Origin of the sequence: Nodularia sp. UHCC 0506, from assembly GCF_034931045.1 — a bacterium.
Lineage (GTDB): Bacteria > Cyanobacteriota > Cyanobacteriia > Cyanobacteriales > Nostocaceae > Nodularia.
Map to the genome: position 1 here is coordinate 42,293 of NZ_JAYGHH010000017.1, position 19,849 is coordinate 62,141.

The following is a 19,849-nucleotide window of genomic DNA, read 5'->3' on the forward strand; positions in this document are numbered from 1 at the left end:
ATATTTAGATAAGTTTGAGCTTCGGTTAACTATGAGGTGGCTATATATATTTTTTCTCACAGAAATAATGGGACTAAGCACCAGAAAATTTGTATACTTTGGGTTTCACTAATTTAACTTTGAAAATAAGTTCATAATTATGCCTTGGTCTGTTAGCATCTCCCAATTGTTAGAAGTTCTGTGCGCCCAAGCTATCAATTTATCTGAAGCTGCTTTCACACAAGTCAGCAGCGCTATCCAAACAGATACCCGGATGATCAAACCTGGGGAAGTGTTTTTGGCTTTACGAGGGGAAAAATTTGATGGACACGATTTCGTCCCCACTGCGATCGCTCAAGGTGCTTTAGCGGCGATTGTGGATGGTGATTATGATAATCCGGGTTTACCTGTATTGCAAGTTAAAAACACCTTAGTAGCATATCAGCAACTGGGTAGATGGTGGCGCGATCGCTTAAATATTCCAGTGATTGGGGTGACAGGTTCTGTAGGTAAAACCACAACAAAGGAATTGATCGCCGCAGTATTAGCAACTCAGGGACGAGTTCACAAAACTTTTGGCAATTTTAATAACGAAATCGGCGTTCCCAAAACTTTGTTAGAACTGGATACAGAACATGACTATGCTGTGGTGGAAATGGCCATGCGGGGTGAGGGACAAATTGCCGAACTCACACAAATCGCCCTTCCGAATATTGGGGTAATTACTAATGTAGGCACGGCACATATTGAGTTATTGGGTTCTGAAGAAGCGATCGCTCGTGCTAAATGTGAGTTATTAGCCGAAATGCCTGAAGATGGTGTAGCTATTCTCAATCATGATAATTCCCTATTAATGGCTACAGCGCAGCAAGTTTGGTCTGGGGAAGTTGTCACTTATGGCTTATCTGGTGGCGACATTCAAGGAGTGCTGACTGATAACGAAACGATAAAAGTTAACGGAATGGGGCTACCTTTGCCTTTACCTGGTCGTCACAATGCCAGTAATTTTTTAGCAGCTTTAGCAGTAGCGCAGGTTTTAGGAATCCCCTGGTCAACTTTGCAAAATGGTGTCAAGGTGAATATGCCCACGGGGCGATCGCAACGATTTACCCTGCCCCATGATATTATTCTCTTAGATGAAACTTATAATGCTGCACCAGAAGCTATGGAAGCAGCTTTGCAATTATTGGCAGATACACCGGGAAAACGCAAAATTGCGGTATTAGGTGCAATGAAAGAATTAGGAGAGCGATCGCTGCAATTGCACCAAAGAGTGGGTGAAACGGTGCAGAAGTTGCAATTAGACGGTTTGCTAGTTTTAGTGGATAGTACAGATGCACAAGCGATCGCTCAAAGTGCTGGGGATATCCCATCAGAATGCTTTGCTACTCATGGTGATTTAGTAGCCAGATTAAAGACATTTGTTCAAACAGGCGATCGCATTTTATTCAAAGCCGCCCATTCAGTAGGACTTGATCGTGTTGTTAATCAATTTTGTGCGGAATTTACAGTAATTAGCAAGTAAATAAAGTACACATATTAAGGTTATAAATCTTGTAGGGTGTGCATCTTTGTCCACCCTTATATACACTAATGGTTTCAAAATCCGGGTATACAATCTTCAATGCGTAATTAACCAGAAAAAGTATCGAATTTTCAAGAAATAAAGCTATTAAATTCAATATTTAGACCTAATTTTTGGTGTGGAAATATATATTTCCCGGATAAATAAAGTCCGCAGGTGCGGACTTAAAAATTGGATAAGGTTAGGTTCTTAACAAGATGGACTACAACTTGTTAGAGGTTATCTTTATTATTAATAAAAGATTTTAAAAAATCAAGTATCCAAGATCAACCCTTGAGACAAAATTACCGTATTTATGTCTTATTGTGCCTGAATAAATGTTAATTAGATAGGAAGTATAAAAAACCCTTGAATACATCTACATAGGGTTTGCTGTTCGCGTAGCGTGCCGTTGTTTTGTCGTCGAGGTAGGGAACAGGGAACAGTCTCAGCTATCTGTCAATCCCCAAACCTTCGATTTATCTGGGTTTTATATTTATTCAGCAAGCCCTATATAGCGGTATGCACTTGAATGAAGTTTATTATAGTCCCCTTTTTCTCTAAAAAATCGCTTCAATTTAATTAAATCTTAATAATTGGTTAATATATCCTTAATAAAAGGCAATACATTGAACCTATATTATATTTTGGGGACATAAATTTCTTGCTTAAGTATGAATTTTAGATCAATTTAGATGGTAAAAGTTTTAAGAATGAATACAAAGGATCTTTGTTACAGATAATGAGGGGAGGCAAATGTCTATAAATTCCAGTGTGAGAAGATTCAGCAAAGGCTTAGGTGCTAGTACAAAAAAAACATCTAGACAATTGAGAGTTATCGGGGAATCATGGCATCTTAGCATGATTGAGTCTGTACCATTTTTAGTTGCTTGTGCTGTGTTTGTAAGCGTAGTTAGTTTAAAAAGTCCCATTCTGCTTTTTTGTGTGATAGCGGGTAGCTTAATCGCCATACTCATGCAACAAATTGGACAGCAAGTGCATTTGCCCAAACGATGGCTTATACTATTACAAATATTGGCAGTATCTGTCATTCTTTGTTTCTTCTGGTTAGACTATTTTGCCACACCTGCAAATGCACAATTTTTTGGTAGGGCTGAAGATTTTTTTCGTAATACTTTAACTCAAGGCACAGAAAACACTAACAATAGCCAACCAGCAGTAAGCTTAATATTCAATGTATTAAGGGCAATTTATTTACTTTATATTGCAGTTTCTCTAATTGGTGTGATTAATGCAGTGCGTAAAGATGAAGATTGGCAAAGTATAGCCAGAGTACCCTTATTAGTAGTTGTCGCCGTCACTGTTGCTGATGTCCTGACAGGCTTTGTAATTGGTGATAGTAGTAACTAGTAGCGTAGTGAATTCAAAATTCAAAATTCAAAACTCAAAAATCGTATCCTCTAGGCTTTTTATTGATTTTGAACAGTAATTACGAATTACGTAAAGCCTTCGGCATAGCTGCGCTTAGAGCGAAGCTCCTCTGAAAGAGGCATTACGAATTACAAATTACGAATTACGTTAGCGAAGCTCCTCTGAAAGAGGCATTACGAATTACGAATTACGAATTACAAATTACGAATTACGAATTAAAAAATTATGACTCAAGAAAGAGAGCAAGAATTTCGTCCAGTTAATCAGATACTAGGATCACAACCATCATTAGGGCCAATTCCTGCTGACCAAATCTTTCCTTGGATTGTAATTATTTTAGCTGCTTACTTCGTTGTGAATGGAGTTTTTGGAGGTATTTTTGCAGATGATTTCCAAAGATGGTTATGGACAGTATTAATTGCAGGATGGGGAATAGCAACTTGGTGGATATTAACTGGTGGTAGGAGTTGGCGTTTTTTAAGCAAATTCGTGGGAGTTCCCACTTGGACAAGAGGCTTTGCACGTTATCAAAGCTTGTTAGAAATTAACCATGAAGCAAAAAATCGGAAAACAAAGCATAAGCATCGCCGGCAAAGAAAGTAGACTAACACCATTTGAGGATGCTTTGCATTTAGCTACAATGTTACGCATTTCCCTTGATGGTCGTGATATCGGCGCTTACATTTTGAACAAAGAAACCCAAAAAGATCGGTTTTGCTTTGTTTTTGGTTTTGAGTGTCGAGGAATTCATACTACTTTACGGTCAGAACAAATAGACACAATTTTTAATAATATTGAATCAGGTTTAAAAGATATTCCTGAAGGGGAAAAGATGACCTTACATATCGGGTCTTTTAGTTCAGACAAACAACGACAAGCAGAACTATCAGACTTAGTAAAGCGAACTCCATCACGGGATATCAAATATTTATTAACAGCAGAAAGAGCCAGAATTCAAGAACTGACTAAATCTGGGATTCGTAAACCTAAATTTCTGCGGATTTATGTAACTTATACGATTGAACCTAATACTACACAATCAGATGATTGGATTGAAAAGCTTTTATCTAAAGGTGAATTATGGTGGTTGAAATTTAAAGGGGAATTAGCAGAAGTTCAAAATCAGCGCATTGAAACTCTAATTATTAAAGCTTATCAACAAGGATTTTCTCGCTGGGAACAGCTTTTATCTAACAAAATGGGATTAGATGTCAAACCTTTAAATGCTGATGATTTATGGGAACACGCTTGGAGAAAATTTAATGATACAGAACCGATAGAAATTCCCCAACTAATCCATTTAGATGAAAATGGACTGCATGAACAAGTTAATTCAGACTTAGCTAGTACCAAGTTACTGATAGAAAATATCCACAGTACAACTTTGCTGATGGAGTCTAGTGTACCTTGTGCAGATCGCCGTTGGGTAAATGTGAAAAATCGTTATATTGGGGCGCTGACGTTTCTGGAAAAACCCGGTGGTTGGCAGAATAAATTTGCTCAGATGCGTTATTTGTGGGAATTATTAGCCAGAGAAACGGTGGTAGATACAGAAATTTTTTGTGAATTAACTGCTGCTAATCCAGCCATAGTTAAAAACACTTTGCAACGAGTGCTGAAGCAGTCGAATATGACAGCACTTATGGCTCAAGAAAAAAGTAAAACTATTGATGTAAATGCTCAATTAAAATTAAAGAAATCGGTAGCAGCCCAAGAACAATTATATGAAGGAGCCGTGCCGATATATACGAGTATAGTTATTTTTGTACATCGTTCTAGTGTGGCGAAATTAGATGAAGCAACAAGATATATTGAAAACTGTTTTCAACGACCCGCCCAGGTAATTAGAGAAATAGAATATACTTGGAAAATTTGGCTGCAATCTCTACCGATAGTCTGGGAAGGTTTGTTAGTAAAACCCTTTAACCGTCGCCAGTTATATTTAACTAGTGAAGTTCCGGGATTAATGCCTTTAGTGTTAACCAAAGCTGGAGATAGCCACGGCTTTGAATTAATTGCTGAAGAAGGGGGAACGCCTATACATTTAGATTTGTTTAACCAACATAAAAATTTAGCGCTATTTGCTACAACTCGTGCGGGTAAGTCGGTTTTGGTATCGGGAATTTTAACTCAGGCCTTGGCGCATGGGATTCCTGTGGTCGCCTTAGACTTTCCTAAACCAGATGGCTCATCTACCTTTACCGACTATACAGAATTTATGGAGGGAAATGGGGCGTATTTTGATATTTCCAAACAAGCCAATAATTTATTTGAGCAGCCAGATTTGCGATCGCTCACTCCTGAAGAACAGCGCGATCGCCTACTAGATTACACTGGCTTTTTAGAATCGGCTTTAATGACAATGGTTTTAGGGTCATCTACCGAAAATCAACTACTGTCTCAAACCGTGCGTTCTTTACTCAACTTAGCTTTAAGCGCCTTCCTTGCGGATGCAGGTATTCAAGAACGATATAAACAAGCGATCGCTGGCGGATTTGGTAGCGCAGCATGGCAAAAAACCCCCACATTAAAAGACTTTCTGTTTTTCTGTTCCCCAGAACATCTGAAATTAGATTCTTTGAGTGGTCGAGTAGATGACGCACTCAGTCAAATTCAACTGCGTTTACGGTTTTGGCTTTCTAGTCGCGTCGGACAATCCATTTCTGCACCATCTAGCTTTCCCACCGATGCACAACTTTTAGTATTTGCACTGCGAAACCTCTCAGATAACGAAGATGCAGCCATACTTTCTTTAAGTGCTTACTCCGCCGCTTTAAGACGGGCGTTAAGTAGTCCAGCTTCTATTTTCTTTATTGACGAAGCACCAATTTTATTTGAATTTGACCAAATTGCTGATTTAGTGGGGAGAATTTGTGCTAATGGTGCTAAAGCTGGAATCAGAGTTATTTTATCAGGACAAGACCCTGATACCATAGCCAAATCTAAAGCCGCATCAAAAATTTTACAAAACCTGTCAACCAGATTAATCGGGCGGATTCAACCAGTAGCGGTAGATAGTTTTGTGAACATTTTAAAATATCCCCGTAATATTATTTCTCGTAATGCCACAGAAAACTTTTTTCCTCGCAAAGAAGGCATTTACAGCCAATGGCTATTAGATGACAATGGGATTTATACCTTTTGCCGTTACTATCCAGGTTTTGAACAATTAGCCGTAGTTGCTAACAACCCCAACGAACAAACTGCACGCCAAAAAGCCATGTTAAAACATAGGGATAAATATGAAGCAATTTCTGTATTTGCACGGCAATTAATCGCCTCATTGCGGGGAAGTTGAGAAAGGAATGAGAGTCAAACTAGAGAATTTCCTTCCTTCTTCTTTCTTCCTTGGCGCACTTGGCGTACTTGGCGGTTAGTTCCTCTTATCTTCAAAATATATGCAGAAAACTACATTCTTCACCATGACCATTTCCTGCTTATTAGTCTTACCAGCAATGGCACAATTAGGTAAAGTTTGGACAGACTTTCAACTTTACTCCGTAGATATGCAAAATTATCTCAGAAATAATTTGAGTGAAACTTTAAGACCTTTAGAAATAAGAAGTCAAAATGCGCTGAATAATTCTACAGGAGAATTGAACATACCGAATCCAGTTGAGGCTGGAAAGAGTTTGCGCCAAGATTTATTTTTCAACCCAATAACAGATAAATTTGAAAACAATCCCGTTGTCCAATCTAATTCAGTAACTAATGAAATTAATCGTTTAATTACTCGTAGTTCCATAGAGAGTTTTATGGGTAGAGAGGGACAACTTCGCCTAAAATCACAATTACAGAATACTGAAACTATTCTGGATAATATCGGAAATTTTTCTCAGCAATCTGATAACATTTTCAATCAAATTGCTAATACCCTCACATCACTATATCCTACAGAACCTTTAAAACAAGCCCTAGAAGGTGATCAAGCCAATTTGCAATTACAAGCCATTAAAATTCAACAAGAACAAGCAAAAATTAGCAGTGCAAATCTAGCTCAAACAATCCAAACAAATCAATCTTTGCAATACTCTAATTTAAATTTAGCCAGTATTTCTCAGCAAATGGATGAAATGAATCGCTCCCGTCGAGTAGATAGCGCAACAGAGACTGCAAGACTCATTCGTACTACTGCTCAAATAGATTTGTTTGGTAGAGAAGACAATTAGGATATTGTGAACCAAAATGCAGCTTTATATTTTACAAATCTTTCCCGAAATTGGTATCAATGAAACTCTCGATAGTGGTGCTGTAACAGCAAGAAGCATGGCTGAAAGTTGGGATAATCAATGGCTAGATTTATTACAAAATAATACCAGTAATAATTTATATGGAGCGCTCACAAATCTGGGTGTATTTTTTGCTGTAGGCACTTTGTTATTTTTTATGATGCAATGGCTCAAAGATGTTATTTATAGTGAATATTCACGTCCGATAACAGGTTTAATTTGGCCTTTTATCGTAGTTTTATTATTAAGTAATGGCGGAGATGGGAGCATACTTTCTAATTTGACGTTAGGAGTAAGGAACTTTATCAACACAATTAATCAGCAAGTAGTAACAACAGCAGATGCTGAACAAACTTATCAGCAAGCACTAAATATGAGTTTGGCTGAAGAAGTGGCTGGTTCTTTACTACGTCCTTGTCAATCACTGACTGGCGAACAACAAACCCAATGTTTTGCTCAAGCCAGCGACCAAATTGATAATCTTTGGCGGGAATATAGAAATTTATACGGGAATAAAATATGGATTCAACGACTAGAAAATCAGGTGATTTCGCTCAAGTTTGGTACAGATAATTTATCAGGGACGAGCTTTAATTCTTTATTGGGTAATACAGCCCAAACCAGTATTAAAAACTTTTTAATTTCTTTGCAATATGCTTTTCAAAACTTAATAGAAGCTACCATGTTACTAATAGCCGCTTTGGGTCCTTTAGCTGTGGGAGCATCTTTGCTACCTGTCGCTGGTAAACCTGTTTATGCGTGGCTGACAGGTTTTTTCTCGGCAGGAATTGCCAAAATTTCATTTAATATAATTGCTGCTGTCACCGCCGCCGTAATTATCAACGGCCCAGCCGAAAATCCTAATGCCAATCCTGATTTAATGTGGTTCATAATCTTTCTGGGAATTTTAGCCCCACTGTTATCGTTAGCTGTCGCCGGTGCAGGAGGATTTGCTGTTTTTAGTGCGATTAATAATACCAGTGCTTTAGTGAAAGATAGAATATAAGTTTTGACAATTGTCGATGGGATGAAAATGAAAAAATGACTAATTTACTGCAAAAAAGAAAACCCACCGGAAACGTTTTAACAATATTTGCGATCGCTACCTTTAGCCTACATCTAACTGTGTTATTTTTATTCATCTTACAAGGGTTGAATATTCGCCAACTTAGCCTGAGAAAACCGCCTAACTTTGTGCAAATGATCGATGGTCAACCCATAACGGCTGTTGATGATTTAGCCAGAGAACCCGAAGCAATTCGCCAATTTATCAGTAAAACCATGACAGCCATGTTTAACTGGTCGGGAACTCTACCACCACAAACCATAGAAGAAGCTGCAAAACCCCAACCAGATCCAGGAATCCAGGTGAGAACGCCAGAAGATGGTAACCAAAAAGTAACTACTAGCAGTTGGGTAGCTAGTTTTGCCATCTCCGAAGATTTTCGTAAAGGATTTTTAAGTGCGATCGCGCAAATGACACCACCAGAAGTATTCTCTAACAATCCAAGTCAAGTGATATCAGCAGAACTAGTTATCCAAAGGGTTTATCCTCCAGAACAAATAGCCCCTGGTAAGTGGCGAGTGGGTATGGTAGCCGACTTGATTCAAAAAAAACAGGATGATGACCGAAAAATAATTACACCCTTTAATAAGGATTTCCTGGTGCGTGCAGTCGATTATTTTCCCTATCCTCTAGCCAACTATACTACTGACATCCAAAAAGCAATTTATAGTAATCGGGTTGATAAATTAGAAATTTACGAAATTCGGAATTTATGTTTACTGTATAGTTACAGTAACCTGAATGGGGATAAATCAAACCCCTGTGGAAGTCAAACCAATTCTGGTAGTTTCACAAGATAATTTTTCTGATAATAGAGTGATTTTATAATTTATATCTTGAAGTATTTATGCAATTAGTCAAGACAGAAAACAAAAAAACTAATATCTTGCCACTATTAGCGGTAGTAACATTCGGTTTACATCTATTGAGCTTGTTATTACTTTTATTCAACAGTTCGATGATTCAGGATTTAAAACAGCAGTTAACACCCAAAAGTTTGGTGCAACTTGTTGATGGTCGAGCGATTACTGTAGATGCAAAACAAACTGATGAAAGACATCCAGAGACAATTCGCCGCTTTGTAGGTGAAACCATGACCCTCATGCTTACCTGGTCACAGCAACAACCACCACTCACAGTCTGGGAAATTAGTTCACAACTCTTAGCTAATAATTTGAAACCCAAATTTCAGGCAGAAATTACTAATTTAAATCCCACTGGTAGGTTAGCTAACATTAATCGGGAAACTGAATATGTATTAGTAATAGAAAAAATTTCTCAACCAACCAAAATAGATGATGGTAAATGGAAAATAGAAATGTTTGCTAATCAATTGAATTTTAGTGGTTCTAATAATCTAGGAAACTCCACTGCGTTTAATAAACAAATCTTAGTGCAAGCCATAGATGAAGCGGCTATTTCACTCCCGGCTCAACCATTACCCTGGCATTTAGCCGCTTACCGTCTGGGCGAAGCTAGGCTAGAAATTTATGAGATATGTGACATTAACGATAACAAATGTTTTTGAAATTCCCATACTGTATCAATTGTACAAATACCCAATCAGATTTATCTGTGGGTAGAAGCAAAATCTAAACTCTAAACTCTAAACTCTAAAATCTAAAATTGTATGACTTCTTATTCAATTCATCCCGAATTTTCTACAAAACATCTAGTCAAGCCAATCCCTGAGAAGCACGAACCAGAAGCAAACTCTTCAGATTGGGAATCTAGAATGGCCAAATTGGTTGGCTTTGAAGAAGAATCTCTCAAAGTCAACGTTGACGAATTAGATACAGACTTAGCCAGCTTACAGCCTGAAGTATTTCAACCACAAGACATAGCAACTGAGCAATCTCTTTCATCAAATCCCTTTGCTAAATTAGCTTTGGTAGGCAGTGCTACTTTGGTTATAGTGGTAGTCGCTGGTGCATTTTTATCGCAGATCATGAATACTGGTAATCAACAGTCAAATAATAGACTTTCCACAACAGCACCATTACCAGTAATCAATGAATCCCCGCAGCAAAATTTAGCGCAGGAAGTAGAGATTCTGAAAACGAAATTAGCCCTGGCTGAACAAGCCCAGACAGTGACAGCAGCTCAACAAAATCTTAGAAATAGAGTAGCTTCACGGGTGGAAACTCCACAGGTCAGAGAAAGGACACCGATTCCTGTACAAACTGCTTCTACACCGCAACCTTCCATAGTCACAGTTGAGAGAATTGTTGAAAGGCCTGCTTTTTTACCACAATCTCTCCCACCAGCACCCGTAGCAGTTGCAACCCCAGAGACTCCACCATCTCCACCAGATCCTTTGAAAGAATGGATAAGGTTAGCCAAGTTAGGTAGTTATGGTCAGGTCAACACGACTGGTCAATCTAGAGTTGATACAGCTTTATCTGTACCAAAAACTAATCTGAATCTAGAAACTCAAGTAACCAACTCCAACCCGGAACCAACGCCACCACAACCAGATACTTTAGTCAGCCAAGGGCAATCACAAAGCTCGAAATCTGTGAAAGTAGGGAGTAGTGTTAAAGCTGTATTAGCAACAGCTGTATTTGGAGAAACTACTCAGTCTAGGAATAATGAAAGTAATGAAGAAGGTAATGTATTTGTATTGCGTTTGACACAGCCACTAAAATCAATTGATGGTGCGATCGCTTTACCTGTTAATACTGAATTATTAGCTGAAATTAGTTCGATTTCTGAGAAAGGACTACTACAGTTGAATGTAATTAAAGTGATCTCAGAAGATAATGGCGAACTGATAGAAAGGAGCATCCCCAATAATACCATGATGGTTCGCGCACCTCAAGGTAAACCTTTAATAGCAAGTCAATATCCCAATCAAGGTTCATCTATAGCGGGGATGGACTTAGGGCTATTTGTTCTGGGAGGAATTGGTAAAGGAGCCGAGTTATTTAATCGCATTGAATCCCAAGTTACAGTTGGAGATGGTAGCACCGTCGTCACCAACAACAACAATAGACGCAATATCCCGGCGGGAATTTTAGAAGGTGGTTTAAATTCTGTAGTTCCTCAAATTTCACAACGTAATCAACAAGCGATCGCCCGCATGATGCAACAAACCAATGTTTGGTTTATACCAGCTGGCAAAGAAGTAGAAATATACGTTAATCGAACAATGCAATTATAATTCGTAGTTCGTAATTCGTAATTCGTAATGCCTCTTTCAGAGGAGCTTCGCTAACGTAGTTCGTAGTTCGTAATTCGTAATTACATAAATCTTGTGGGGAGGGCATCCTGCCCGCCCTTCTTGAACTCACTCAGATCAAATGTGCTGTATCTGTGTCCCTCCTTTATCACTCCCCTATTTGCAGCCATGAAACATCTTAATTTAATCGAAAAAAACCTAAAATATTCTCATTTTTTGTCTTTGACTTCTCTGATTTTCTCCGCATCTGTATTATTATTTGCAGGTCGTGCCTTAGCTAATAATGCTGTTCTTCGTTCTATGTTTTCTTGCCATGCACAAGGTTTAGGAGGAGTCGTACCTACTATTAAAGTTTCCTATCAACAAGGAACAAATTTAAGCTTTTTGCCAGCTGGTGAAACAATTAAAAAAGTTTGGTTAAACGACCCATCACAAGTAACTATGGATTTTGATGGGCCGATGTGTATGCAGTTTGGCACAGAACGTAACTTGAGTTCAGGAGATTGTCAAAAATCATCAGCCAATGTGATTCAACTGCGGCGAATTCAAAGACTTAATATTCCGGGACTGCCTAAAACAGACAATACACTTTTAACGGTGATTACTGAAGAGCAAGGTAAAAGTAAACTCTATACATTCAGAATATTATATGAAGATACTGCTCCTAACTATCACACTTTAGCTATTTATCCCGATCCTGTGGCTGGGGAAGCAGCTTGTGAAAAAACTACTCAGTATTAATGAATAACCCCAGTCCTTGACTAAGAATTAAGGCTCTTTCACTCAACTATTTCATCATATTTCCAAAGATATCTGAAGGTGATCTCAGTCAGGCTTTGCCTACTATTGCTGTTTGAGCCTAGAATTTTCACGCATTTAGGCTGGGGAGTATTTCAAATATTGATGAGCTTTTTCTCATGAATTATTTAAACAAGTTTCATGTGTGGGTGCGAAATTAATAACTGTAAAGCGTTATACAAACTCTAACCATGATGCTAAAACCAATTTCTGGTGTTGCGATGACATTAATCGGACTTAGTACTAGTCTAATGTACCCTAACCTGGCGATCGCAGAAGAAATTGCCTGCCAAGGAAGCTTAGGTGCAATCACTGTTGATAATGTGAAAGTACCTCAAGGTAAAACTTGTACACTCAATAGAACAACTGTTAAAGGCAATATTGTTATTGAACGGGGAGCAACCCTGAAGGCCATAGGTGCAAAAGTAAATGGCAATATTCAAGGAGAAGGAGCAAATCTAGTGGATGTCAATTCTGGTGCTACTGTAGGTGGAAGCATCCAAGTGAAACAGGGTCGTGCTGCTCGTGTGGTGAGTACACGCATTACTGGAGATGTGCAGTTCGAGTCAAACTCAGGACAAATGATTGCTAACCAAAACCAGATTGGCGGAAATTTACAAGCCTTTCAAAATACTGGAGGTGTGACGATTCGGAAAAATCGCATTAACGGCAATTTGCAGTGTAAAGAAAATGCTCCTCAGCCAATTGGTGGTGGCAATATTGTCCAAGGTAGTAAAGAAGATCAATGTGCAAAGTTATAAAAATTACTGCAATTTTTGAGAAGAATACTTTGATACACTGTACCCTCATCTACTAACTTTTTGTACCAAGGAGTAATAGCTTCGCCCTCTTCTTTGCGAGAGGCTATGCCCTTTAGGGTTACGCTGTAGACATTGCTCCTTGGTAAAATTGATTAAGATTACCTGAATTAAGGGCTAAAGCCCTTACTACAAGCTAAGTTACAATATTTTTACATTTCTTGACATAGTTAGGTTTATTCTCACCAACTTACTTAACTAAATGGCATTTATTACTGTAATTAGCTTTATGTGGAATTATCGAAAAACTATATTTACCTCTATTCGATCCAGAATCTTTATTTTTTATTTTATTTTGTTATCCCTATTTTTAGTGATTACCGTACCATTAATATTCAAATTTGTATTTTCTGCAATTGCCAATAGAGTTACTGAAGATATTAGAGAAGAAATAGAGATATTTGAAGAGCTACTTGATAATAACAGTCATATTAAATCGAAATTAGCTCTCAGAAATCAAGAAATACAATATCCGAAAAATGCCGTAGAACTCGCTAACTTATTTAATATTTATCTCTCACGACGCATCCCAGAAGATGACACTTATCTCATCGGTATCTTGAATGAAGAATTTTATCGTTCCAGTCCAGAAGCACTGCCTAAAATATTGCAGCCGGAATCATCATTGATGCAATCCTTGATCAAAATAAACACAGTCCAGGAGGGTATTAAACTGCAACCGAATACGATTACTGGCAATATTCTATATATTGTTAAACCCATTCGCTTGCAAGAACAGATTATTGGACGCTTGATTGTTGCCCATGCTGTGCGTGGAGAACAAGAAGAAGCTTTTGATACCCTCAAAATAGTTTTTTGGGTGATGATAAGTGTATTTATATTATCTGTTGTTGTTACCTGGTTTATGGCAGGAAAAGTCCTTTCTCCTCTCAATTCCATCATTTCTACAGCAATTAAAATTACTGACACGAATCTCAATGAGCGAATCGAGGTACAAACAAGTGGAGAACTAGCTGAATTAGCAAATTCGTTCAACGCCATGATGAATCGTTTAGAAGCTGCCTTTGTCAGTCAACGACACTTTATAAATGATGTCGGTCATGAACTGAGAACACCGATCACAATCATTCGAGGGCATTTGGAACTAATCGATTTAGATCAGGCTTCTGGCATTGAACAGGAAACCATTAATTTAGTAATTGACGAGATTGACCGCATGAGTCGGCTGGTGGATGACCTGAGTTTGTTGGCAAAGTCTGAGCGTCCAGACTTTTTACTACTCGAAACTATTGATGCTCAATCTTTTTTAGACACACTATCTGCTAAGGTACAAGCTTTAGCTAATCGGAGTTGGCAATTTCAGGTAAAGGTGAAAGGAATATTGGTCGGCGATCGCCAGCGTCTCACCCAAGCGATAATGAATTTAGCCCAGAACGCTGTCCAACATACCCGTGAATTTGATTGCATTACACTAGGTGCTTCTCTTACCAACGGGGAATTTAGGATCTGGGTTCAGGATACGGGAGAAGGAATTGACCTCTGTGAGCAAGAACGAATCTTTGAGCGGTTTGCTCGTGTCAAGAATAGTCATCGTCGTTCAGATGGTTCGGGTCTGGGATTATCAATTGTCAGAGGAATTGTGGAAGCGCACCGTGGCTTAATTAAACTCCAAAGTCAACCAGGAAGAGGATCGACCTTTCTGATTGTCATACCCCTTAATCCTCTTCAAGAGTAGAAGATAGATGTCACAAATTCTGATTGCAGAAGATGAACCCCGCATTGCGTCCTTTATCGAAAAAGGTCTAAAGAGTCACGGTTTTATCACCACAGTTGCCACTGATGCTCAAAAGGTACTCTCATTAGGGCTAAGTGGAATGTTTGAACTCCTGATACTCGATTTAGGACTACCTGGTAAAGATGGCTTTGAAATATTAAAAGAGCTGCGTGGGCAAGGTGCAACTCTACCCATCCTGATTTTGACTGCTCGTGATGATCTCCAAGATAAGGTATCTGGTTTAGAGGCTGGTGCAGATGACTACATGACAAAACCCTTTCGATTTGAAGAGTTACTCGCTCGTATTCGTGTCCGATTAAGAACGCTTAATCAAATCTCCACATCAGAACAATTAACTCTGAATGCTCATAATATTGTTTTAGATTTGAGAACCAGAAAAGTGAAAGTAAATAATCAGTGGCTCGAACTACCTTTCCGTGAATTTATCTTGGCGGAAACTTTTTTTCGCCATCCAGAACAGGTTTTGAGTCGCCAGCAATTGCTGGATAGAGTCTGGGGATATGATTACGAGCCTGGGTCTAATATTGTCGATGTCTATGTTGGATATTTGCGAAAAAAATTGGGTAGTAACCTCATCGAAACCGTTCGTGGAGCAGGATATCGATTAAAATCTTACGAGGATAAGGAACAGGGAACAGAGTTTTGAGGATTGATCTTGGTGAAAATATCTGAATATGCAATCAATCAATGTATAACTTTTCATCTTTATTCAGCAAGCCCTATTTATTAGTATTATCCCTATTGAATAGGAATATCAATTAAAAACTCTGCTCCCCTTCCAGGTTGGGAAATACATTCAATTTTACCATGATGTTTGTTTACTATAATTTGATAACTAATTGATAAACCTAACCCCGTACCTTGACCCACCTCTTTAGTAGTAAAAAACGGATCAAAGATGCATTTTTTAATTTCTTCCGTCATTCCTAAACCATTATCTTGAAGAGAAATTCTTACCCAGTTAGGATTAAGTAATTGAGTAGAAATTATAATTTGGCTAGGATGAATTTTTTGTTCTGTGAGTGGTAATTGTTGGTTACGCTTAGATAAAGCATCAATAGCATTATTGAGCATATTCATAAATACTTGATTGAGTTGAGAAGCATAACAATTAACTAAAGGTAATTGGGCATAATTTTTAATTACTATATTTTCCACATCATCGAGTTTTTCCTTAAACCGAGATTGTAAAATCATTAATGTATTTTCAATTCCTTCATGGATATCTACAGGTTTCATATCAGCTTCATCTAACCGAGAGAAATTACGTAAACCCAAAACAATATTACGGATACGTTCAGCACCTATTCGCATGGAACCGAAAATTTTTTGTGAATCTTGAATTAAGAAATCTAAATCAATGTCTTTGATAGTTTTTTGAATAATTGATGAAGGATTAGTATGTTCTTGCTGATATAATTTTACTAATTTTATTAATTTATTCATATAACTTTCATTATGTTCAATATTAGCATAAATAAAATTAACAGGATTATTAATTTCATGCGCTACACCTGCAACTGTTTGTCCTAAACTAGACATTTTTTCGGTTTGAATTAATTGAGTTTGCGTGCGTTTTAATTCATCTAAAATTTCTTCTAGTTGTAGATTTTTAGCATTTAATTCTTTCGTTCTATTAGCGACCTTTTCTTCTAAATTTGAGTAAAGTTGAGCATTTTCTAAAGAAATAGCCGCTTGAGAAGAAAGAAGTTTTAATATTTTCAATCTTTTGGGCGTAAATACATCAATAGTTAGACTATTTTCTAAATAAATAATACCGATGAGTTGTCCTTGGTTGAGAATGGGAGTACATAATATAGATTTAGGCTGATTGTTGATAATATAAGGATCTAAAAAGTAATTATGCTCATTTATAGCATTATTAATTAATAGATTTTCTCTACTATTAGCCACATAATTTATAATACTTAGTGGCAGATTTTGAACAGTATTAACAGGAGTAGATTGTAAATTACACTGTTGAGAATTTTCACTATAAGCTACCAAAATTAAGTTTTCTTCTGTTTGGAGAATTAAAGCAGCTTTATTTGCTCCTAAATTTTCTAAAGTTACTTGCATTAACTTAGAAATTAATTGGTCAGTATAAATTTCGGAAGTGATAGCTAAAGCTGCTTTAGTCACAGTTTCTAAATCTAACTGTGCTGAAGTACTCGTGCTACTAGAATCAGATATTAAATCATGCTTATCATCAAAATTAATGTTGTTATTTTGTGTATTAATCACAGAGCTAAGTAACTGAGAATAGGAATTTTTCAATTGTTCAACTTTAGCCTTTGCTCCCCAATTACTATAACAGTAACAAGCATCAATCAGGTAAGATTGAGCAAATTTTTCTTTACCCCAATCGAGATAAAATTTAGCAGCTAGTTCATTAGCTAAGGCTTGTTCTTGGATATATTCATTGATTTTTGCTCCAGCTATTGCTTTGTCATATAATTCAATAGCTTCTATCTTTTGTCCCAATAGTCTGCATTTTTCCGCTTCCACCAAATCAACCTTATGCTGGTGATTCATAGGAGCATAATCAGCCCAGTGCTTTAACTGAATTTGGTTTTTTTCTACTTGTTCTAAAACTGCTGATATATTCTGTAATTGTGAATTCACAGATGCTAGAGCCAGCAATGAATCATAGAAATAAAATACTGATTCATTAAAATTTCCCAAAACACCCATTAAAAATTTTCTGGCCTCAACTGCATAGTTGTTAGCTAATTCAAATTCCCCAAATAAATAACCTAATATTAGCTTAATTAAATAGATTGAAGCATCTGTATTTCCATATTGAATAGATAGCTTAACTGAATTAGCAACCAGTAATGGAAATAAGGGAGAATTAGAAAAGAAAACAGATGGAAAAATGCTATTGGTAATCTGGAGAATAGCAATTTTTTCTCTATCTGTCATGACCGATAATTCGAGCAAATCGGAAATTTCTCTATCTTCAATAAATTGTCCAATCTCTATCAGTGCTTGTTGAATATCATTCTGTGTTGGGTTTTGAGGAAAATTGACACCTAACTTTTGCAATAGTTCCATGCCAATATTTAAGGCTTGGTTGAGTTTGTTATGGGAGGTATTGGCTAAAATTCTAATTCGATAAACATTTACCTGTTCTACTAAAGATTTGACATGAGTTATAACAGCATCAATCAATTGTTCCATGTTCTCAAAATCACCACATAACCAAGCAAATTCTGCTGCCAAATTATGGAACTCTAAACACATTTCATATTGCTGATGCCAAGAATTTTTTCCTAGCAAATATAATCCAACTCTGGCATATTCACCTCCTACTTGGTAGGCAGATGAGTTTTTAGCTTTACGGCAAGCAATCAAGTTAAGTTTGGCTAGTTCATTGCGTTCATTTTGTACATTAATTAAAGCTGTTCCGTAGTTTAATTGATTAACTATGGTAAAAATTTTTTCTTCTCTGGCTACTGGTGAGATGCGTTGTAGTAATAGTTTTCCAATTTGATAATGTGTTCTTGGTCTTTGGTTTTCAGGAATTAAAGCATAAGCAGCTTGTTGAACACGGTCATGTGAAAATTTATAATTGGCAATTTGTGTATGTTCCTTAATCTCTTGTGCTTCAGGGCTTAAATAGAATTTATAAATTTCACTTTGCGGTGAAATTAAGCCTTCCTGTAGTACTTGCCATAAACCTGCTGCTACCTCTATTTCTGATTGTTGCAACACAATGGACAAAGTTTTTAAATCAAATTGATTTCCAATACAAGCTGCTATTTTTAAAATATTCTGCGTTATTTCTGGCAGTTTTTTCAGTTGTGCTGACATGAATTCTACTACATCATTGGACAGTGATAATTCCTGAACTTTGCTGATATCACACTGCCAATTTCCACATTCCCATACAAATTTAATTAGTCCATTTTCATAAATTAACTTGAGAAATTGCGTGCTAAAAAATGGATTGCCCTGGGTTTTTTGATAGATTAATTGTGTTAATTGTTGAGAATTTCCTAATGTACAATTTAGGGTATCTGCCACCAATTGATTTAAACTATCGTTACTTAGGGGAGCTAGGTTAATAGTATTAATTGTGGCTTTTTCTTTCTTAATTTTCTCCAAGGTTAACATTAAAGGATGAGCCGCAGATACCTCATTATCTCGATAAGCACCTATTAATAATAAATATCCTCCTAATTCACTCATCAGCAATTGGATTAACTTTAAAGATGATGAATCTGCCCATTGTAAATCGTCTAAGAATATTATTAATGGATGTTCTTTACTTGTAAATACCCGCACAAATTTTGGAAATAATAAATTGAACCGATTTTGGGCAGAGATTCCAGATAATTCTATTACTGGTGGTTGTTTACCAATGATTATTTCTAGTTCATGAATGACTTCAATAATTACCTGTCCATTTTCCCCAACTGCTTCTAATATTTTGCTTTTCCATAACTGAATTTGTTCCTGATTTTCTGTTAATAGTTGACCCATTAAATCTCGGAATGCTTGTACAAAGGCATTAAAGGGAATATTTCTTTGAAATTGGTCATATTTTCCTTTAATAAAATAACCTCGTTGCCTCAAAATCGGTTTGTGAACTTCGTTTACTACTGTTGTTTTTCCAATGCCTGAAAACCCAGAAATTAACATCATTTCTGTTGCTCCTGTACTCACTCTGGTAAATGCTTGGAGCAGCGTTTTTACTTCTTCTTCTCTGCCATATAATTTGTCAGGGATAATAAATCTATCGCTAATATCCCTTTGGGCAATGGGGAATTCTGCAATTTTATCTGTTGCTTGAAGTTGCTGCTGGCATTGTTCCAAATCGTACCTTAGACCCAATATACTTTGATAGCGGTCTTCTGCATTTTTCGCCATTAATTTGCTAATTATTGCGGAAACTACTGTCGGAATTTGGGGGTTAATTTTATGTCCTGGGGTAGCTGTTTTAGCAATATGGCAATGTACCAACTCCATGGGGTCGTTTGATGAAAAAGGTAGTTCTCCTGTGAGTAGTTGATAGAAAGTTACACCTAATGAATAAAAGTCACTGCGGTAGTCAATGCCCC

14 protein-coding genes are annotated in these 19,849 nt (G+C 37.1%); 13 read left to right on the forward strand and 1 reads right to left on the reverse strand.

Annotated features, from left to right (window positions below; genetic code table 11):
- Positions 1-139: 139 nt before the first annotated feature.
- The 13 genes from VB654_RS12240 to VB654_RS12300 all read left to right on the forward strand — a co-directional run bounded on the left by VB654_RS12240 (position 140) and on the right by VB654_RS12300 (position 15,429).
- On the forward strand, positions 140-1,504 hold the full coding sequence (locus tag VB654_RS12240; protein WP_323214039.1) for a UDP-N-acetylmuramoyl-tripeptide--D-alanyl-D-alanine ligase: 1,365 nt from the start codon (positions 140-142) through the stop codon (positions 1,502-1,504).
- Between the two features lie 795 nt (positions 1,505-2,299).
- Complete coding sequence (locus VB654_RS12245; protein WP_323214040.1) at positions 2,300-2,914, forward strand: hypothetical protein; 615 nt, start codon at positions 2,300-2,302, stop codon at positions 2,912-2,914.
- 246 nt (positions 2,915-3,160) lie between these two features.
- Complete coding sequence (locus tag VB654_RS12250; RefSeq protein ID WP_323214041.1) at positions 3,161-3,538, forward strand: hypothetical protein; 378 nt, start codon at positions 3,161-3,163, stop codon at positions 3,536-3,538.
- Positions 3,486-6,233, forward strand: a complete 2,748-nt coding sequence (locus VB654_RS12255; protein WP_323214042.1) for a hypothetical protein — start codon at positions 3,486-3,488, stop codon at positions 6,231-6,233. Before VB654_RS12250 ends, VB654_RS12255 begins: the two co-directional genes overlap by 53 nt.
- A 100-nt stretch (positions 6,234-6,333) precedes the next feature.
- Positions 6,334-7,104, forward strand: coding sequence for a hypothetical protein (locus VB654_RS12260; RefSeq protein WP_323214043.1), 771 nt, complete (start codon positions 6,334-6,336; stop codon positions 7,102-7,104).
- A 16-nt stretch (positions 7,105-7,120) separates the two neighbouring features.
- On the forward strand, positions 7,121-8,170 hold the full coding sequence (locus VB654_RS12265) for a hypothetical protein (protein ID WP_323214044.1): 1,050 nt from the start codon (positions 7,121-7,123) through the stop codon (positions 8,168-8,170).
- 35 nt (positions 8,171-8,205) lie between these two features.
- Positions 8,206-9,030, forward strand: coding sequence for a hypothetical protein (locus tag VB654_RS12270; RefSeq protein ID WP_323214045.1), 825 nt, complete (start codon positions 8,206-8,208; stop codon positions 9,028-9,030).
- A gap of 47 nt (positions 9,031-9,077) precedes the next feature.
- Positions 9,078-9,758, forward strand: coding sequence for a hypothetical protein (locus tag VB654_RS12275; RefSeq protein WP_323214046.1), 681 nt, complete (start codon positions 9,078-9,080; stop codon positions 9,756-9,758).
- A gap of 102 nt (positions 9,759-9,860) precedes the next feature.
- Positions 9,861-11,393, forward strand: a complete 1,533-nt coding sequence (locus VB654_RS12280; RefSeq protein ID WP_323214047.1) for a TrbI/VirB10 family protein — start codon at positions 9,861-9,863, stop codon at positions 11,391-11,393.
- 186 nt (positions 11,394-11,579) lie between these two features.
- A complete protein-coding gene (locus tag VB654_RS12285; protein ID WP_323214048.1) occupies positions 11,580-12,152 on the forward strand; it encodes a hypothetical protein in 573 nt (190 codons plus the stop codon).
- A gap of 248 nt (positions 12,153-12,400) precedes the next feature.
- Positions 12,401-12,970 (forward strand): hypothetical protein, encoded by a 570-nt coding sequence (locus VB654_RS12290; protein ID WP_323214049.1) that lies wholly within the window; start codon positions 12,401-12,403, stop codon positions 12,968-12,970.
- Between the two features lie 370 nt (positions 12,971-13,340).
- A complete protein-coding gene (locus tag VB654_RS12295; RefSeq protein WP_323214050.1) occupies positions 13,341-14,723 on the forward strand; it encodes a sensor histidine kinase in 1,383 nt (460 codons plus the stop codon).
- A gap of 7 nt (positions 14,724-14,730) precedes the next feature.
- Positions 14,731-15,429 (forward strand): response regulator transcription factor, encoded by a 699-nt coding sequence (locus tag VB654_RS12300; RefSeq protein WP_323214051.1) that lies wholly within the window; start codon positions 14,731-14,733, stop codon positions 15,427-15,429.
- Positions 15,430-15,521: 92 nt separating this feature from the next.
- On the opposite strand, the gene VB654_RS12305 is transcribed toward VB654_RS12300, so the two are convergent.
- On the reverse strand, positions 15,522-19,849 hold a 4,328-nt coding region (locus VB654_RS12305; protein ID WP_323214052.1), incomplete at its 5' end, for an AAA family ATPase.

Coding starts and splice junctions, on each gene's coding strand:
- VB654_RS12290 (WP_323214049.1), top strand. CDS start 12,401: ATGATGCTAAAACCAATTTCTGGTGTTGCGATGACATTAATCGGACTT.
- VB654_RS12280 (WP_323214047.1), top strand. CDS start 9,861: ATGACTTCTTATTCAATTCATCCCGAATTTTCTACAAAACATCTAGTC.
- VB654_RS12240 (WP_323214039.1), top strand. CDS start 140: ATGCCTTGGTCTGTTAGCATCTCCCAATTGTTAGAAGTTCTGTGCGCC.
- VB654_RS12285 (WP_323214048.1), top strand. CDS start 11,580: ATGAAACATCTTAATTTAATCGAAAAAAACCTAAAATATTCTCATTTT.
- VB654_RS12260 (WP_323214043.1), top strand. CDS start 6,334: ATGCAGAAAACTACATTCTTCACCATGACCATTTCCTGCTTATTAGTC.
- VB654_RS12275 (WP_323214046.1), top strand. CDS start 9,078: ATGCAATTAGTCAAGACAGAAAACAAAAAAACTAATATCTTGCCACTA.
- VB654_RS12255 (WP_323214042.1), top strand. CDS start 3,486: ATGAAGCAAAAAATCGGAAAACAAAGCATAAGCATCGCCGGCAAAGAA.
- VB654_RS12300 (WP_323214051.1), top strand. CDS start 14,731: ATGTCACAAATTCTGATTGCAGAAGATGAACCCCGCATTGCGTCCTTT.
- VB654_RS12250 (WP_323214041.1), top strand. CDS start 3,161: ATGACTCAAGAAAGAGAGCAAGAATTTCGTCCAGTTAATCAGATACTA.
- VB654_RS12245 (WP_323214040.1), top strand. CDS start 2,300: ATGTCTATAAATTCCAGTGTGAGAAGATTCAGCAAAGGCTTAGGTGCT.
- VB654_RS12270 (WP_323214045.1), top strand. CDS start 8,206: ATGACTAATTTACTGCAAAAAAGAAAACCCACCGGAAACGTTTTAACA.
- VB654_RS12265 (WP_323214044.1), top strand. CDS start 7,121: ATGCAGCTTTATATTTTACAAATCTTTCCCGAAATTGGTATCAATGAA.